At 32.4% G+C, this 14,893-nt stretch carries 15 protein-coding genes; 10 read left to right on the top strand and 5 right to left on the bottom strand.

Going from position 1 to position 14,893, the window contains the following annotated elements; translation table 11 throughout:
* Nucleotides 1–33 precede the first annotated feature (33 nt).
* The 7 genes from BWZ20_RS01680 to BWZ20_RS01650 all read left to right on the top strand — a co-directional run bounded on the left by BWZ20_RS01680 (nucleotide 34) and on the right by BWZ20_RS01650 (nucleotide 6,450).
* Nucleotides 34–1,338: a GAF domain-containing sensor histidine kinase gene (locus BWZ20_RS01680; RefSeq protein ID WP_076615383.1), complete on the top strand. Its 1,305-nt coding sequence runs from the start codon at nucleotides 34–36 to the stop codon at nucleotides 1,336–1,338.
* Between the two features lie 59 nt (nucleotides 1,339–1,397).
* Nucleotides 1,398–1,970: a DUF4251 domain-containing protein gene (locus BWZ20_RS01675; RefSeq protein ID WP_076615381.1), complete on the top strand. Its 573-nt coding sequence runs from the start codon at nucleotides 1,398–1,400 to the stop codon at nucleotides 1,968–1,970.
* A 580-nt stretch (nucleotides 1,971–2,550) separates the two neighbouring features.
* Nucleotides 2,551–2,898 carry a type II toxin-antitoxin system MqsR family toxin gene (locus BWZ20_RS01670; protein ID WP_076615379.1) on the top strand — a complete coding sequence of 116 codons (348 nt, stop codon included), beginning with the start codon at nucleotides 2,551–2,553 and terminating at the stop codon, nucleotides 2,896–2,898.
* A 2-nt stretch (nucleotides 2,899–2,900) separates the two neighbouring features.
* Nucleotides 2,901–3,923, top strand: coding sequence for a type II TA system antitoxin MqsA family protein (locus tag BWZ20_RS01665; protein ID WP_076615376.1), 1,023 nt, complete (start codon nucleotides 2,901–2,903; stop codon nucleotides 3,921–3,923).
* A 234-nt stretch (nucleotides 3,924–4,157) separates the two neighbouring features.
* Nucleotides 4,158–4,601 carry a multiubiquitin domain-containing protein gene (locus tag BWZ20_RS01660; protein WP_076615374.1) on the top strand — a complete coding sequence of 148 codons (444 nt, stop codon included), beginning with the start codon at nucleotides 4,158–4,160 and terminating at the stop codon, nucleotides 4,599–4,601.
* A gap of 2 nt (nucleotides 4,602–4,603) precedes the next feature.
* Nucleotides 4,604–4,963 (top strand): hypothetical protein, encoded by a 360-nt coding sequence (locus tag BWZ20_RS01655; protein WP_076615372.1) that lies wholly within the window; start codon nucleotides 4,604–4,606, stop codon nucleotides 4,961–4,963.
* Nucleotides 4,960–6,450 carry a ThiF family adenylyltransferase gene (locus BWZ20_RS01650; protein ID WP_076615370.1) on the top strand — a complete coding sequence of 497 codons (1,491 nt, stop codon included), beginning with the start codon at nucleotides 4,960–4,962 and terminating at the stop codon, nucleotides 6,448–6,450. Before BWZ20_RS01655 ends, BWZ20_RS01650 begins: the two co-directional genes overlap by 4 nt.
* Before the next feature lie 791 nt (nucleotides 6,451–7,241).
* Here BWZ20_RS01650 and BWZ20_RS01645 read toward each other — a convergent pair.
* Nucleotides 7,242–7,670 carry a peptidylprolyl isomerase gene (locus BWZ20_RS01645; RefSeq protein ID WP_076615368.1) on the bottom strand — a complete coding sequence of 143 codons (429 nt, stop codon included), beginning with the start codon at nucleotides 7,668–7,670 and terminating at the stop codon, nucleotides 7,242–7,244.
* A 211-nt stretch (nucleotides 7,671–7,881) separates the two neighbouring features.
* On the opposite strand from BWZ20_RS01645, the gene BWZ20_RS01640 reads away from it, so the two are divergent.
* A complete protein-coding gene (locus BWZ20_RS01640) occupies nucleotides 7,882–8,406 on the top strand; it encodes a 5' nucleotidase, NT5C type (RefSeq protein ID WP_076615366.1) in 525 nt (174 codons plus the stop codon).
* A 13-nt stretch (nucleotides 8,407–8,419) separates the two neighbouring features.
* Here the strand turns inward: BWZ20_RS01640 and BWZ20_RS01635 are convergent, their stop codons facing one another.
* From BWZ20_RS01635 to BWZ20_RS01620, 4 genes are all read right to left on the bottom strand, one after another.
* The gene (locus BWZ20_RS01635) at nucleotides 8,420–10,093 is read right to left on the bottom strand and encodes a patatin-like phospholipase family protein (RefSeq protein ID WP_076615364.1); all 1,674 of its coding nucleotides are present in this window, start codon (nucleotides 10,091–10,093) and stop codon (nucleotides 8,420–8,422) included.
* 11 nt (nucleotides 10,094–10,104) lie between these two features.
* Nucleotides 10,105–11,181: a hypothetical protein gene (locus tag BWZ20_RS01630; protein ID WP_076615361.1), complete on the bottom strand. Its 1,077-nt coding sequence runs from the start codon at nucleotides 11,179–11,181 to the stop codon at nucleotides 10,105–10,107.
* A 1-nt stretch (nucleotide 11,182) separates the two neighbouring features.
* Complete coding sequence (locus tag BWZ20_RS01625; RefSeq protein WP_076615359.1) at nucleotides 11,183–11,533, bottom strand: hypothetical protein; 351 nt, start codon at nucleotides 11,531–11,533, stop codon at nucleotides 11,183–11,185.
* A gap of 218 nt (nucleotides 11,534–11,751) precedes the next feature.
* The gene (locus BWZ20_RS01620) at nucleotides 11,752–12,336 is read right to left on the bottom strand and encodes a hypothetical protein (RefSeq protein ID WP_076615357.1); all 585 of its coding nucleotides are present in this window, start codon (nucleotides 12,334–12,336) and stop codon (nucleotides 11,752–11,754) included.
* A 425-nt stretch (nucleotides 12,337–12,761) separates the two neighbouring features.
* Between BWZ20_RS01620 and BWZ20_RS01615 the strand changes: the two genes are divergently transcribed.
* Together BWZ20_RS01615 and BWZ20_RS01610 are read left to right on the top strand one after the other, a co-directional pair.
* Nucleotides 12,762–13,229 (top strand): hypothetical protein, encoded by a 468-nt coding sequence (locus tag BWZ20_RS01615; protein ID WP_076615355.1) that lies wholly within the window; start codon nucleotides 12,762–12,764, stop codon nucleotides 13,227–13,229.
* A gap of 267 nt (nucleotides 13,230–13,496) precedes the next feature.
* Nucleotides 13,497–14,819 (top strand): hypothetical protein, encoded by a 1,323-nt coding sequence (locus BWZ20_RS01610; RefSeq protein ID WP_076615353.1) that lies wholly within the window; start codon nucleotides 13,497–13,499, stop codon nucleotides 14,817–14,819.
* Nucleotides 14,820–14,893: the final 74 nt, after the last annotated feature.

Raw genomic sequence — 14,893 nt, 5'->3', positions numbered from 1 at the left:
GTACTTTGTTTTTATTGAATAAAATCTATAAAAATGCCTCCAAAAAAAGATCAAATCATAGAGCGTCAGCTTCGATTTCAACAACTATTAATTAGCATATCTACCACTTACATTAATGCCGATATATCTGATATCGATCAACTTATTCATAAATCGCTTAAGCAAATGGGTGAGTTTGTAGGGTCTGACCGTAGTTATATCTTTTCGTACGACTTTGTAAACAACACTACAACAAATACTTACGAGTGGTGTGCTGAAGGAATTAAGCCAGAAATTGATAATCTAAAAGATATTCCTGTAGATTATATTCCACAATGGCTAGAAGCGCATCGAAAAGGTGAAGCCTTCTGGGTAGATAATGTTAGTAAACTACCAGATGATGGTGAGTATGGCTTAAGAGCCATTTTAGAACCTCAAGGGATTAAAAGTTTAATTACCATTCCTAAGTTTAAAAACAACGAGCTGGTTGGTTTTATTGGTTTCGATTCGGTAAAAAAACTAAATAAATACAACGACCACGAAAAAGAAATTCTCTTTGTCTATGCCAATATGTTGGTAAACCTCAGGCAGCGAAAAGAATACGAAGAAAGGATTAAAGCGCAAGAAGTAAAGAAACAAGAGCTTTTAGAACATTTGTCGCAACAAAACAAATCCTTGAGTGAATATGCGCATATGGTATCTCACGATCTTAAAGCACCTCTTATAAACATCCATACGCTAGTTAGCTGGTTTATGGATGATAATAAAGATAAAATTTCGGAAAGTCAATGGTATCCTTTACAACAGGTGTTGTTTAATGTTGAAAAGATGGATTTGCTTATTAAGGGCGTTTTAGACTATTCTACCGTAGACCGTATCGATACCGAAAACAGTAAGGTAGACCTTAATAAATTATTAGACGAAGTTTTACAAACCATGCTTATTCCAAAGCACATAACAGTTAACATCGATACCAACATGCCAACGCTTTTTGGTAATACTTGGCGATTTAAACAAGTATTTCAAAACCTAATACTCAATGCAGTAAAATATAGCGATAAAGAACAAGGTTATGTAGAGGTGAGTTATACAGAAGACGCAGAACACTTTCAGTTTTTTGTAAAAGATAACGGTGTGGGTATTAATCCTAACTATTTTCATAAGATTTTTAAAATATTTACCAAGTTAGAAAGTACAGGAGCATCTTCAGGTATTGGCTTATCCATTGTAGAAAAAATCATAAAATTTTATAAAGGCAAAATTTGGGTCGAGAGTGAAGAGGGTAGAGGTACCACCTTTTATTTCAACCTACCAAAATCAGAAGTAGTTCAACCAGACACTCAGATTAAAGTACAGTAGCTAAAAGCATGTTAATGTTCTGGCAGGTTAGAGCTTAAATAACTATTTTTAAGTTAATTATGAAGAGTTACACAAGCATTAAGCCTTTTTTAGGTTTCATAACCTTATTTATAGTTTTGGTAGTTTTATCTTGTAAATCGTCAAAAACTGAGAATGAGCGATCCCAAGATCTTAGCGCTTTAGAAACCAAAATACGTAGTAAAAACTTTAAAATAGATATTACTACTGTATTACCGTTTAATACCAATGCCACAACCCAAGTTCTAAACAACTTAACGCGGTATACAGGTAACACAGCCGATAGAATATTTGTTAACGGTTACTTTATAGATTTTAAAAACGACAGCATTATTGGTTATCTGCCTTTTTATGGCGAACAGCGACTTAGCAGTAACCGCTACAATTCGGATTTGGGCATCGAATTCTCTGGGATGCCACAAGAGTTCAGTTTAGATAAACACAAACGAAAAGATGCTTACGTCATGCAATTTACCATTAATGATAATAGAGATACCACAGAGACCTATAAAGTTTTTATTACTTTCTTTCCCAGTAACACGGCCGATGTTAATATTGTCTCATCACATCGCAATAGTATAAATTACAGAGGGCAACTTGAAAATGCTAATTAAAAATGGCTTTTGTACTTTGAGATTAACCCTAAAGCTTTTGGGACATTTTACATACTTTTTAAATGGAAAGATCCTGAAGATGTGTCTATTTTAAAACAAATTATAGTTGCACTTACAATAAGCAGACATGATTGGTTTTATTTGGATACGTGATTATTTATATAGTCAAATAAGAAATCAATTTTTAAACCACAATAAGCTTGTACATAATCATTTACGTTATAGAACACTGAGTATCTCTAGAACTATGATTATGTCAGATATCGCTAAATATCGCTATTATGCTTATTGTTACAAAATGTCCTATAATGTACTTGCGTTATGTAAAGATGGGCTTTGGTTAAAAGCACATCTTAAATAATAGGTTTCTTTATTTTTTTCTTCTCTAATGTTTCTTTACTCAGTTAATGGAACACTCTTTTTCTGAAAGGGCAGAGGAGTGGAAGAAAATGTGTGTGGAATGGCATTATATTTGTATATTATCACTTTAAAGTTATAAACACAACTGTTAATAAGTATTAATAACACTTTAAAGTTGTTTATTATTATTTTTACTATATTTGTACTGTGAATTTATATCATGGCATCAAAAGAACAAGTAAAAAACTTCTTAAAGGAGTTCAAAGTAAATATGAGTATCTGGGATATTCTTTTCCTCGACGATAGAGGAAAAAACTCTCAGACTCTTGCTGACTTGGAATTAATGCCTAATGAAAGAAAAAAAATTCTCGAAAATTTAGTAATTGATGATTACTGCGAAGGCCCTCTTGAAGAAACTCAATATGGAGGTTCTGAAATGTGGGTGTTCGGCAGGACGTTGAGAGGAAAGGAAGTTTATATCAAAATAACACTTGGAATTGAAAACACAAGTGTGATTTGTATTTCTTTTCATATAGCAGAGTATCCAATGGAATATCAATTTAAGTAATTATGAAAAGCCCATTTACAGGTAAAGAAATGTCTATTAAAATTAAAAAAGAGGATTTAACTTTTAGAAAGGAAACTTTTAATGTTACCTATCCTAGTTTTTATTGTACAGATAGTAAACAATACTTTACTACAACAGAATTTGATACTATTAAGATGAGACAAGCTTATAATCAGTATCGCGACAAGTATAATTTGCCGTTTCCTGAAGAAATCAAGGAAATACGTGCAAAATATGGGGTTTCTGCAACAAAAATGTCTGAAATTTTAGGTTTTGGCATTAATAGTTATAGAAATTATGAAAATGGAGAAGTGCCAAATCAATCAAATGCAAATTTGATTCAGTTAGCCAAAAATCCTATTCAGTTTAAGTCTTTAGTCAAGTTAAGTAATGTTTTCAAAGTTAACAATGACGATAAGAGTGATTTCACAGATGAAGGTTTCAAACTTCTTAATAAAATTGATAGGTTAATAGATGAGAAGAAGAAAATTAGATTTTCTATCGGTTTTGAAAATTATTTGTTAGGTGATAAGTTACCTGATAATTTTACAGGATATATAAGACCTAATATTGAGAAATTGACTGAAATGGTGGTTTTCTTTGCTAAAAATATGCAGCCATATGTTACTCAATTAAATAAACTCTTATTTTATTGTGATTTCCTTCATTATAAACATGAAGCGGTTTCTATCAGTGGTACACGATATAGAGCAATTAATATGGGTCCAGTTCCTAATAACTATGATAGTATTTTCGATTACATAGAAAGTACAAATGCAATTAAAATAATTAAAAAGGAAAATGATTGGGGCTACAGTAAAAAATTTTTAGGTAATAAAGATTTTGATTCTGAAAAATTCACTGAAAAAGAATTAGAAATTTTAGATATAGTTTATCAAGAATTTAAATGTAAGAACACTACTGAAATTATTGAGAGAAGTCATCTTGAAGATGCTTGGAAAGATAATTTTGAAAATGGTAAAAGTTTAATTGATTATAAATATGCGTTTAATTTAAATATATAAGCCGATAAAAAACAAAAATCCAATCTATTGCTGGTAACAATAAATTGGATATAAATGGGATTTAAAGTTTTCGAGGACTTCAATAATTAAGACTTATCATCTTAACATTTCCCGTGTTTTGTTGTACAAAGGTACAAATTAAAATTAACTACACAATTCCTTGTATAACTGCTACCTGAATAGTAAGCTCAAGCTATTTTTAAGAAATGAGTTAATCCATTAAAAATTAAAAAGATGGGAAAATTTATATTTAAAGTTAACAGACAAAAATTTGAATCTGTTAGTGCAATTATTACAGGTAAGGAAATTTTAGAAAAAGCTGATTTATTACCTGTAGAAGATTATGAATTATTAATAAAGGTTAATGAAAAGGGCTTTGAGCCAGTACAATTAGATGAAGAAATTAATCTAAAAGGGGCTGGAATTGAAGGTTTTTTTGCCAAACCTTATAAAAAGCTAATAATTTATGTAGATGATGAACCAGTTGAAGTTGATGAGTGTTTTTTAACACCAAACGAGATTTTAACTGCATCAGGTAAGAATGCTAGTGGCTTTTATTTGAAACAAATTAGCGGACATAGAGAGATTAGTTACAAAAATGATCGAGAACATAAAGTAGCCATTAAGAATGGTCTTAAATTTAGTTCTTGCAAACTTGAACCTACAACTGTTTCATAGTTATGGGAAATCAAGAGTTAATGAGTCAGTTGCAGAGCAAAGGACTCGAAACTTGGATGCACACAAATAATTTTGTGTGCTTCAAGTTTATCGTTCCGTTAGGTAGGTTTAAAGGACAAGAAATTGAAATTGCTTTGCAAGGTCATCAATTTCCACTCTTAGCACCTTCAGGCCCACATATTAAACCACATTTACTTCCTATAACTGGAGGCGGAGGGAATCATCCTTTTGGTGGTATACACGCAAGACAAGTACCTACACCTGAATATCAATATTGGAGTCGTCCATTTAAAGGTTGGACTTCAGGTATGACTGCGGATGATTATTTAGCTTTTTTAAGAACATTATTAGATTTCGAATGAAATATAGCATAGCAATGACAGAAAATGTCAATAGGATATTTTTTGAACACCTCATTAGAGAGGATGGTCAAGAAGATTTATGTTTTGCATTTTATAAATTATCTACTGGAAAGTCAAGACAAACAGGTGTTATCAATGAAGTAATATTACCTGAGTTTGAAGATAGAAATGTACATGGAAATGTTAGTTTTAACTCTGTCTATTTTGACAAGGTTACCTCTTATGCATTAGCTAATAATTTAGGAATTTGTTTTATTCATAGTCATCCATATCCTGGCTGGCAAGGAATGAGTTTCGATGATATAGAAGCTGAGAAAATGTTAGCACCAAGGGTTAAGGCAGTTACTGGTTTACCACTGATTGGAATGACAATAGGAACTGATAACTATTGGAGCGCACGCTTTTGGATTAAGGAAGCTCCAAATACTTATGAAAGATATTGGTGTGAATCAGTAAGAATAGTAGGGAAGTCCCTAAAATCATATTTCTGCAACAAAATTTTACCAGAATCCGATTTCGGAGAAGAATTTAAACGCACAATTTCATCTTGGGGAGATTCAAAACAACAAGAAATTTCTAGATTAAAAATAGGAATAGTTGGTTTAGGTAGTGTTGGTTCCATAGTTGCTGAAGCTCTTTTAAGGACTGGTGTAAAAAACTTAACCTTTATAGATTTTGATTTAGTTGAATTGAAAAATTTAGATAGATTATTAGCAGTAAATAGAGTAGATGTAGGCAAGTATAAAGTAGATGTTCTGAAAGAGCGTCTTTTAAATACTGAGCTTATTTCAGATTTAAGTATTAATGCAGTACCATATAGTATTACTGAAAAAGAAGGACAAGAGGCAGCTCTAGATTGCGATATTTTATTTTCTTGTGTAGATATGCCATTACCAAGATACACTTTAGATTGTCTGTCATTTGCAAATTTAATACCTGTAATTGATGGAGGAATTGACACAAATCCAAAGGAAGATTTGTCAAATTTAGATCAATCAAGATGGAAGGCTCATACAATAGGACCTGATAGAATTTGCATGCAATGTTTAGGTCAATATAAACCTGAAGATGCTTCATTAGAACTATCAGGAGAATTGGATAATCCAAATTATATTAAAGGACTACCGAAAAACCATTTTGTTAATAGAGGTGAAAACGTTTTTGGTTTTAGCTTAAGTTTAGCTGGAATGGAAATACAACAGTTTTTATCTTTGATTTTAAAACCAAGAGGGATTTATTATGGTCCTAAAGAAATGGATTTTAATACAGGAAATATAGATTTCGATTTTGACAATGAATGCAAGCAAGATTGCTCTATTTCTCAAGGTTTGCTTGGTAGTGCAGATGAAACAAATAAATCACTAATAATGAATCATTTGGCAGCAGAGAATAGTAGAATTAAACATGAAAATTCGATATTAAATAAAAAGAATCGAGGATTTTATTCCTTTTTAAAAGAATCTATAAATTCCTTGTTTAGTTTTTAATTTTCTTGGCCTCATAAAATTTTGGTCAAAACAATAGGTGAGTGGAACGGTCTTATTTTAGGGGTTTACCAATAAACATTCTTAAGAATTCTATTTTACATAATATGAAACACAATCTTGAGTGTTCAAATGTTTCCTAAAATATAGTGGAAGGAACCGTTAATTGTTTCCAAAATTATATGCATCCTTGAATTTTTGTTTCTTTTGTTTCAAGACAAAAGATATTAGAAACTAAAAAAAGCCAATTTGGAATTCTAAATATAACAAGTGCATAGAATTTTATTATTCTTAAAATTTATGCTCTAGTGGCAATCCACGAGAATCGTCTAAAATTTTTTATCACGTACATTTTGTCGTTTACGCGATTTTTAAATAGTAATCAAAAACTAGCTTTTATTGTGCGGCTGGCAAGCGGCTGGAGATTGTGTTTAAAATAAATTACAATAGTAATTTGATTTTACAAAAGCAATGAGCGTTTGGATAGCGGACATTTTACATAACGTCTAATTATAGGAACATTGCATTAACGCTGCGTAGCAGACCGATTTCTAGTTTAATGCCCAAGTACTGCATATACTTATGAAAACTGATTATTGTGGGATATTTTACATAATAACATTATAGCTGACAATTGGTACACTCACATAGAAAACCAAATAATAGCAAATGTCCTATAATTTACATTATGTAAAATAAGTATTCAGCAACCACGCTTCACAATACTAGACAAAAAATAAAAGCGTCCTACAGTAAATGTAAAACGTTTTGTAAACTATTATAAACTATAAAGCTTATAAGATATCTATAACCTCTAGTTCAAAGGTTAAATCTTGTCCTGCCAACGGATGGTTAGCGTCTACAATGATATGCTCATCTTCAATTTTAGCAACCCTAAACTGTTGTTGTTTACCGTCTGCACTAGATCCTACCAAACCCATACCGACTTCTGGTTTTAAATCTGGTGGTAATTGTTCTTTTTTAACCATTTGAAATAAAGCATCATTAATCTCACCGTAGGCATCTTGTTTATCTATGGTAATGGTTTTCTTTTCGTTTACTTCCATATCAATAAGCCCTTGTTCAAAACCAGGAATAAATTGACCTTTACCAAGCTCTACTTGTAAAGGTTCGCGCTCTAAAGAACTGTCAAAAACTTGTCCATTGCTTAGTTTTCCTGTATAATGAACTTTTACCACATCATTTTCTTTTACTGTACTCATAATTATTTAGTTGTCGTATTATTTAAAAACGTTGCAAAGGTATGGGCTTAAATATGGTTCAGCGCATTTTTTTGGTGAAATACCAAACTTTACCATAACCTTAACATTTAAACAACAATGCCTTACCAATATATTAAAAAATCATAAAGTTTAAACTTAAGGCTTGGCATACCTTGTAATTATAGTTTGCTTTGCATAAAAAGAACGATACATGCTCACAATATTTGTAGATATGGACGATGTACTTGCCGACACCTACGGTAAGCACATAGAATTATACAACGAAGAACACAACCAAGAACTCTCTCTAGCCCATATAGAATCTGGCGAAGTTTGGCAAAATGTCCCAGAGATTCATCAAGAAAGTATATGGCAACATGCACACAAAAAAGGATTTTTTAGAGACCTAAAACCTATTAAGGATAGTATTCAGGTTATGGAAGCCCTTTGCAATAAGCACGATGTTTATATAGCCACGGCTGCCACCCAATTCCCCAACTCATTAAAGGAAAAAAGCGATTGGTTAGATGAGCATATGCCTTTTATAACCTGGCAACATCGCATTATGTGTGGCCATAAGTTTATTCTTCATGGTGATTTGCTTATAGATGATCGTAGTTACAACTTAGAGCGTTTTGCTGGCGATACCTTATTGTTTAATTCACCACACAACCAGCACGAAACGGATTACACAAGTGTTTACAATTGGTTGGAAGTTGCTCAACGTTTGTTGTAGAGACATATCATCTTTATTTTAATTGCTCAGTAAGCCATAATGGATTTTTGTTAAAGGTTTTCCAATCCTTTTCTAAAGCCTCATAGAGTTTATCGAGCGCAGTAAAATCGGTGACACCACTACTCTCTTCTGCTTTAAGTGATAGTATATAATCCATTAATTCATAGCAGGTTGTGAATTGACCACAAGCAATGAGCGTATCCATTCTATTTTTCTCAACATCGGTTTTATCCCACCATAAAGTGGTTGGTGTTTCAGATGCTGTAAGACCAACCCTTTTTAGACTTTTTGAAGGTTTGGGCTTAATGGCTTCGTTATACTTTCCTTTGGTGTAAGGCGTTTGTTGTCCGTTTAGTTTATACACCGTAGTGGTTAATCGCTTATGGTTTAAGCTAGATTTTGAATAGAATAAATCATAGTTGAGACGACGCATCTGTTTTAAGAATACATCATTTATCATTTTTATGGCCGAAGTTGCTCGCTCAGTAAGCATACGCTGTACCAAGGTAATATCCAATTTCTGAAAAGTTAGAATATCATCCAACAAGGGTTCAGGTATGTTTTTTTTAAAGAGATGTCTAAGTTTACTGAGTGCAAACCCTTTAATTGTTGCTGCTAAAAGCCCTAAAACAGTCATGATGAGTCCAATTCCCGTAATAATACCACCAACAATATAAAGTGCAGTCCAGGCTTTACCTTCACATTCAAAATACGAATTAGCGATAACAATAATGAGACCTACGACTAAGGTTATCCAATACATAGGTTTAATTGTAAAATATTGCAATACCTTATTTACGGCCTTTTGGACTGTAGATGTTTTTCCTATTTCCGAAGTATCTTGTTGCCAAGGTTCCATTTTATAGCTGCCTACATCATTCACCATAATAAGATCTAATTTGCCTTTCATACGATCATTGATTTTCATCATGCTCCCAATACCTTGATTATCGGCAATACCACCATCCATAATTCCTACTCCTTTGATATAGAGGTCTAAACCTTTTAGGTTTTTGTAGTCTTGCGCATTTTGATCTTTAAAATAATCATCAGGAAAAACCAACGGTTCAAAACCCAATGGAAAACATGAGGACGATGCTATAACATCGCCTAGCTGCACCTTGTTGCGTAGCGCATCTACTTGCTTTCTATTGTCTTTATATAACGGACTGTTACCAAAAAAGCCTTGATTTTGAAAGCGATAGGTCAATCCGAACGAAAAGTCCGTAGCGTTAAAGCAAACCTGCTCTAACCTTTTTATAGAGTTCTTATGGAAATATTCAAAATCACCAGAAAATATTGGCATTTCGGCATAGGTTAGCGCAAAGGCATTAATTAGTGATCGCTTTTTATGCGGATTGGCTTTCCAGATGGCATCATTTTCAAGCTTAGCAATCGCTGTTTCTAATAGTTTATCGTTTTTGGGTGTAAACGTATTATAGAATGACTTAAAGAATGTTTTAAAATCATAATCGTCTTTTTGCATTGCTTTTGCTAAGCCTACTCCCAGTAAAGTTCCACCACTAACCGTGCTCATTGCTTTTACGGATTTTAGTAAGGATTGGTCTTTATATACCAAATGGTCTAGGTATGATACAACACCAAGGGCAAAAAACGTTGCACGATAGCCTCCACCACTAAAGCAGAGTCCTATATGTTCTAATGGTTGAAATTGATGTTCTGCCATAGCGAAAAGAATTATAGTTTTACCTTACTGTTGCCTGTGTTTAAGCCCCAATGAATACCAAATATGGTCAGTAGATTATCATCAGTAACCGAAAAATCCTTACCAAAACCACCAGATATGCTAATGTCTTTATTTATGCTATACATTATATTACCAACCGAGCGTTCGCTAGTGAACGTTCCACTTCTTGAAATATATTCGTAACCGAACGTAAGTTTACCGAATTCAAAATCTAGCTTGCCGCCAAAATCACGATAGTATGTTGTAAAATAATCATCATTGGTATTAATATTAAAGCCATCTTCAACATATCTGGCCGTTAAAAACAGATTAAAGTAGTTATTGGTTTTTGCATCACTACCTTCATTTAAAATAAGACTGGTTTCTGAAGTCAACCAAGCTCCTATCCTATTGGCTGTACCAGAAGAAATAGAGTTTTCCTTAAACATTGTACTATAGCCTGCGGCAAAATCTAATCTAAAGATGGGTTTAATGGTTTTTTCAAAAGGCTTTAAGAGCGCATTGATCTCGTCTTGCTTTTCATTGTAATAAGCCTGAATGGCTTCTTCACCTTGTATAAGTACGTTTTGAGGTGTTACAATATTAGATAGTGCTGTAGCCATAGCTACGGTATTTTTATGAACTTTATCTTTATTATAAAAGCGCAGTAACGTGGTTCTTGCACCTATTGAGTAGGTTTTACGCTCATTTGGCAATCCACTAAATTCTTTATCTACGTAAGCCAATGAAATGGTTGTGGTTTTTAAACCACTAAAAGGGTTTTGTTTAAGTTCACCCGAGTCATCTTTCATAACACCGACATACTTTTGGTAGGTTCGGTTTTTACTCTCTTGGTTAATCAAGAAATACGGCGTAGCTTCTATTGAAAAGCTTTCGCCAAAGTTATTCAAGGCATGCAGAGCCAAAGCTTTAAAATTGTCTGGTGTGTAAATTGCCGTTGGTGTTTCTTCAACAAGCACAAATGCTGGGCTTGATGGATTTGATAATGTAAATTGGCTTAAATCTACATTCTGTGCCACACATATTGAATTAACTACTATTACTGTAGTATATATTAGCCTTTTCATACTATATTCTTTTTAATTTAATAACGATATAAGCCATAAATAAAACAGGACTGATCTTAACTTTTTCTGAAGTAATCTCTATTGTAGTTGTGTCTGAGGATAAGGTGTTTACAACATGCGTAGTTTCAATAATAGCATCTATGTTTCCGCCTAAAACAAAGAAATTTGAAACAACAGATAATATACCCTCATCTAACTGCTCTATTTCACCTAAATCTAAACTGAAATTGTTGGTTATACTTTTTTTAATAACCTTATCGTTAAGGCTTACATTAGATCCTGCATTGGCATCAGAGCTAATTTTCACATTGAGTTTAACCTCCTCACCTGCCTTAATTTCAATAGTTTCCATAAATATATGTTTTGTTAAATGTATCTATTCTTTACATAAAAAATACCTACCCCATTTTTTGGGTAAATGCCGTGCGACAACCGAGTAAATAATAAGGGAATTAATTAAGGGATAGTTAAAGATATGAATTTTTTGATGACATATTAGCCGAATAATACCATAAAAAAAGCCTTGAATACAAATCCAAGGCTCTTGCGGTTAATTAATAATAATGTTGATTATTTTATCGGTTCAGTATTTTCTGGTAATACAATGTTTTTTTCGGCAACTAAAATACCATCTACTTTTTTAGTAGTTAATATCCGAGCTGTGTTGCCTTTTTTTGCCAATTGTTTTCTGCAACGCTTTGTTAACATAGGATCATCATCAAATAATAACGATTCTAGCGGTACAGCTTCTTTCGATGTTTCCTTGATAATTGGAAATATCTGCTGCATTTGGTTATATCGTCTGTCGTTACCTGGTATAAACGTATAGAAAGTATATCTACCATCAGCATCGGTTTTTACCCAACTTCTGTGAAAAACATAGCGCTGATCACCAGCACGTCTTAAATCAAAATTACCATCCTCATCTGGTTGTTCTATAAAAAGGATAACATCTTTTGCAGGAGTTACACCATCGTTTTTGTAAATGATGCCAGTTAATTTTAGCTTATGTACTTTAGATCTAAAATCTGGAATTGTATCTGTGTTAGCCAACTGATCCTCTGCTCTATCAAAAATTGGACTTTCTTGCGCAAAGGTTGTATTGAAAGCGCTGTAAAAACAAATCAAACAAAAGGCTGCGATTAGGTTTTTCATGACAAATAAAGATTTGGATTTTGTCAAATTTGCTTCAAATAATTTGTAGTGCCTTAAAAATCATATGATTGCAATAATTTTGCGATAAAGTGTAAAGGAATGCTAAAATTAACGATGAAATGCACCATAAAATGTAACTATAAAAGAGATGGAATTTCTTTTGTTGTAGGTTTTAATTTTACTTTTTATCGAAAAAAGTCTTCTAAATCTATCTTTTATTAATCTCTTTTTTGCCTTAAAAATGTTAAAATTACCTGTTGTATTTTGTCGGTAAAATACGCATTTAATCTACTATTTACGTAGTTTATCTATGAAATTTACACTTAAAGTGTTAAAATTTTTCCAAGAAAAATGCGTAAAATTAGTTGTTTTTGTGATTATTTTATATAGATTTGTCAGTGTTAGTCCAAATCAAAACTATAAATATGAAAACAAAACTTACTTTATTTAGTGCCCTGTTGTTCCTTATAATAGGTTTAGGCAACGCCCAAAAATCGGATACTAAAAAGGGAGATGATTCACAAAGTATAATAAGTGGCAAGGTAAATATATCTAAATACCATAGTAGAGAGCAATTAGATGATATGTCTAAGGGTGAATTATTAACATTATATATAGAACGTATAGAAGTTATTGTGAATATTCTTCCAAATATTGCCTTTGCTACAAAACCTGGTGTAACCATGAAATCCTTAGGTATTCCTGAGACAAAGGAGAACAAAAAGGCCTTAGAAGATAATAAAGAAGCTTCAGATGATTATTTTGAAAGCACTGTAGAATTTCAGACCAAAATCCTACCCTATTCAGACACCAATGATCTTATTGCAGCGATTTTGTTTTATGAATCTACTTTAAAAGCTTTACATACCTATAACGATTTCAAAGAGGATTAGTCTAAAATCAATTTTATGTTTTTAACCTCGCAGTTTTGCGAGGTTTTTTATTTGGTATCTGCCAAAAAATAATTTATTGATATTCAGTGATTTAATATTTTATACATTTTAACGTACAAAATGTCATATTTGTAAGAAAAATACTAATACAGTATTTAAAATAAGTATTTCAACGATAATTTCTTGTATTTCATAGGATTAATTCATATGTTTGATGCAATTAGTTGAAAAACTATTTTAAAACCCAAATTATCAAATTTAACTACTATGAAAAATTTATTTCAAACCGCGCTTATTTTTCTATTAGTGTTAAGCAACTCTTTTGCACAGCAGGAAAAAGGAATAATTGGCTACGATAACTGGTTAAACACATGGACAGAGTTTAAGCCTAGCCAATCTGAATATGGTGAGCCTACACAGATTTTAAGTGGCAAGATTACTAAAGATACTAAATTATTAAAAAGAGATACTTACCTTCTTTTAGGTGATGTATTTGTAACCGATAGTGCTACACTAACCATTGAGCCAGGCACCAAAATTCTTGGTGATTTTGATTCTAAGGCGTCATTGATTATAACTAAAGGTGCTAAGCTAATTGCAAAAGGAACTCAGACAGATCCTATAGTTTTTACTTCGAGTAGAGGCAGTAAAAAAGCTGGTGACTGGGGCGGTATTTTTATTTTAGGAGATGCACCTCTAAATACCTACGGACAATTAGCCTCACTTAATTATGGACTAAAACCTGCGTCTACAGAGCATATTGCTTACGGAGGTAATAATGCAGAAAGTAATTCTGGAGAGTTAAAATATGTTAGGATAGAGTTTGCCGGTAAAAGAACCAAAAGATTTGGCTATTTTAATGCATTAACACTAGCAGGTATAGGAAACAAAACCGTTATTGAAAATGTTATGGTAAGCTATTGTGCTGGTAACTCATTTAGCATTCTTGGTGGCTCTGCAATTTTAGAGAAATTAGTATCATATCGTTCAAAAATCAATGATTATGAATTTAATTATGGTACACAATGCCAATTAATAAACTCATTAGCCATAAGATCGCCTTACGTATCTAGTGCAAACGGATCGAGATGTATGGTTATAAAATCTTATGATAACAAAGAAGAATCAGATACTTCTAAGCGTCAAACATTTGTCAATGCCGAAAACCTGACACTAGTCAATGTTTCTGATAACATAAAATCAGATATACAAGTTGGTCTTGTGCAAGAAGCTATATACATAGGTGCCGATGCATCTTTTGCCATTAACAAGAGTGTAATTTCTGGTTTCTATCCTGCTGTTATTTTAGATGATCACATAAAACTTAATAACGAAAACCTTGAAAAAATTCAGTTTACTAAAACCTACTTTAATAACTGTAAAGGAAATATATACAGAAAAGGATATACCAATAATGATGACTTAGAAAGTTGGTATGGCAGTAGAGCCTTTAACAATCTTTACGCAAAAGGGTCCGATAAAGAAACTTTTATTGCAGCCTCTGATACACGAAATCCTGATTTTAGATTACAAGTTAACAGAATCATTGCCTCAAATGATTTTATAGATGACGACGATGATGACGATTAATACTATAAAAAGGAGATTATAGATTAACCCATCTTAATACCGTAAAGCCTATAGAATAAAAATTACAATAAGCA

This window comes from Winogradskyella sp. J14-2 (assembly GCF_001971725.1).
In the GTDB taxonomy this organism is placed as follows: Bacteria; Bacteroidota; Bacteroidia; order Flavobacteriales; family Flavobacteriaceae; genus Winogradskyella.
This window is presented reverse-complemented; position numbering and strand designations above follow the sequence as displayed.

What these genes read in the sequence shown, in the direction of transcription:
- BWZ20_RS01680 (WP_076615383.1), top strand. Translation starts at nt 34, where the DNA reads ATGCCTCCAAAAAAAGATCAAATCATAGAGCGTCAGCTTCGATTTCAA.
- BWZ20_RS01675 (WP_076615381.1), top strand. Translation starts at nt 1,398, where the DNA reads ATGAAGAGTTACACAAGCATTAAGCCTTTTTTAGGTTTCATAACCTTA.
- BWZ20_RS01670 (WP_076615379.1), top strand. Translation starts at nt 2,551, where the DNA reads ATGGCATCAAAAGAACAAGTAAAAAACTTCTTAAAGGAGTTCAAAGTA.
- BWZ20_RS01665 (WP_076615376.1), top strand. Translation starts at nt 2,901, where the DNA reads ATGAAAAGCCCATTTACAGGTAAAGAAATGTCTATTAAAATTAAAAAA.
- BWZ20_RS01660 (WP_076615374.1), top strand. Translation starts at nt 4,158, where the DNA reads ATGGGAAAATTTATATTTAAAGTTAACAGACAAAAATTTGAATCTGTT.
- BWZ20_RS01655 (WP_076615372.1), top strand. Translation starts at nt 4,604, where the DNA reads ATGGGAAATCAAGAGTTAATGAGTCAGTTGCAGAGCAAAGGACTCGAA.
- BWZ20_RS01650 (WP_076615370.1), top strand. Translation starts at nt 4,960, where the DNA reads ATGAAATATAGCATAGCAATGACAGAAAATGTCAATAGGATATTTTTT.
- BWZ20_RS01645 (WP_076615368.1), bottom strand. Translation starts at nt 7,670, where the DNA reads ATGAGTACAGTAAAAGAAAATGATGTGGTAAAAGTTCATTATACAGGA.
- BWZ20_RS01640 (WP_076615366.1), top strand. Translation starts at nt 7,882, where the DNA reads ATGCTCACAATATTTGTAGATATGGACGATGTACTTGCCGACACCTAC.
- BWZ20_RS01635 (WP_076615364.1), bottom strand. Translation starts at nt 10,093, where the DNA reads ATGGCAGAACATCAATTTCAACCATTAGAACATATAGGACTCTGCTTT.
- BWZ20_RS01630 (WP_076615361.1), bottom strand. Translation starts at nt 11,181, where the DNA reads ATGAAAAGGCTAATATATACTACAGTAATAGTAGTTAATTCAATATGT.
- BWZ20_RS01625 (WP_076615359.1), bottom strand. Translation starts at nt 11,533, where the DNA reads ATGGAAACTATTGAAATTAAGGCAGGTGAGGAGGTTAAACTCAATGTG.
- BWZ20_RS01620 (WP_076615357.1), bottom strand. Translation starts at nt 12,336, where the DNA reads ATGAAAAACCTAATCGCAGCCTTTTGTTTGATTTGTTTTTACAGCGCT.
- BWZ20_RS01615 (WP_076615355.1), top strand. Translation starts at nt 12,762, where the DNA reads ATGAAAACAAAACTTACTTTATTTAGTGCCCTGTTGTTCCTTATAATA.
- BWZ20_RS01610 (WP_076615353.1), top strand. Translation starts at nt 13,497, where the DNA reads ATGAAAAATTTATTTCAAACCGCGCTTATTTTTCTATTAGTGTTAAGC.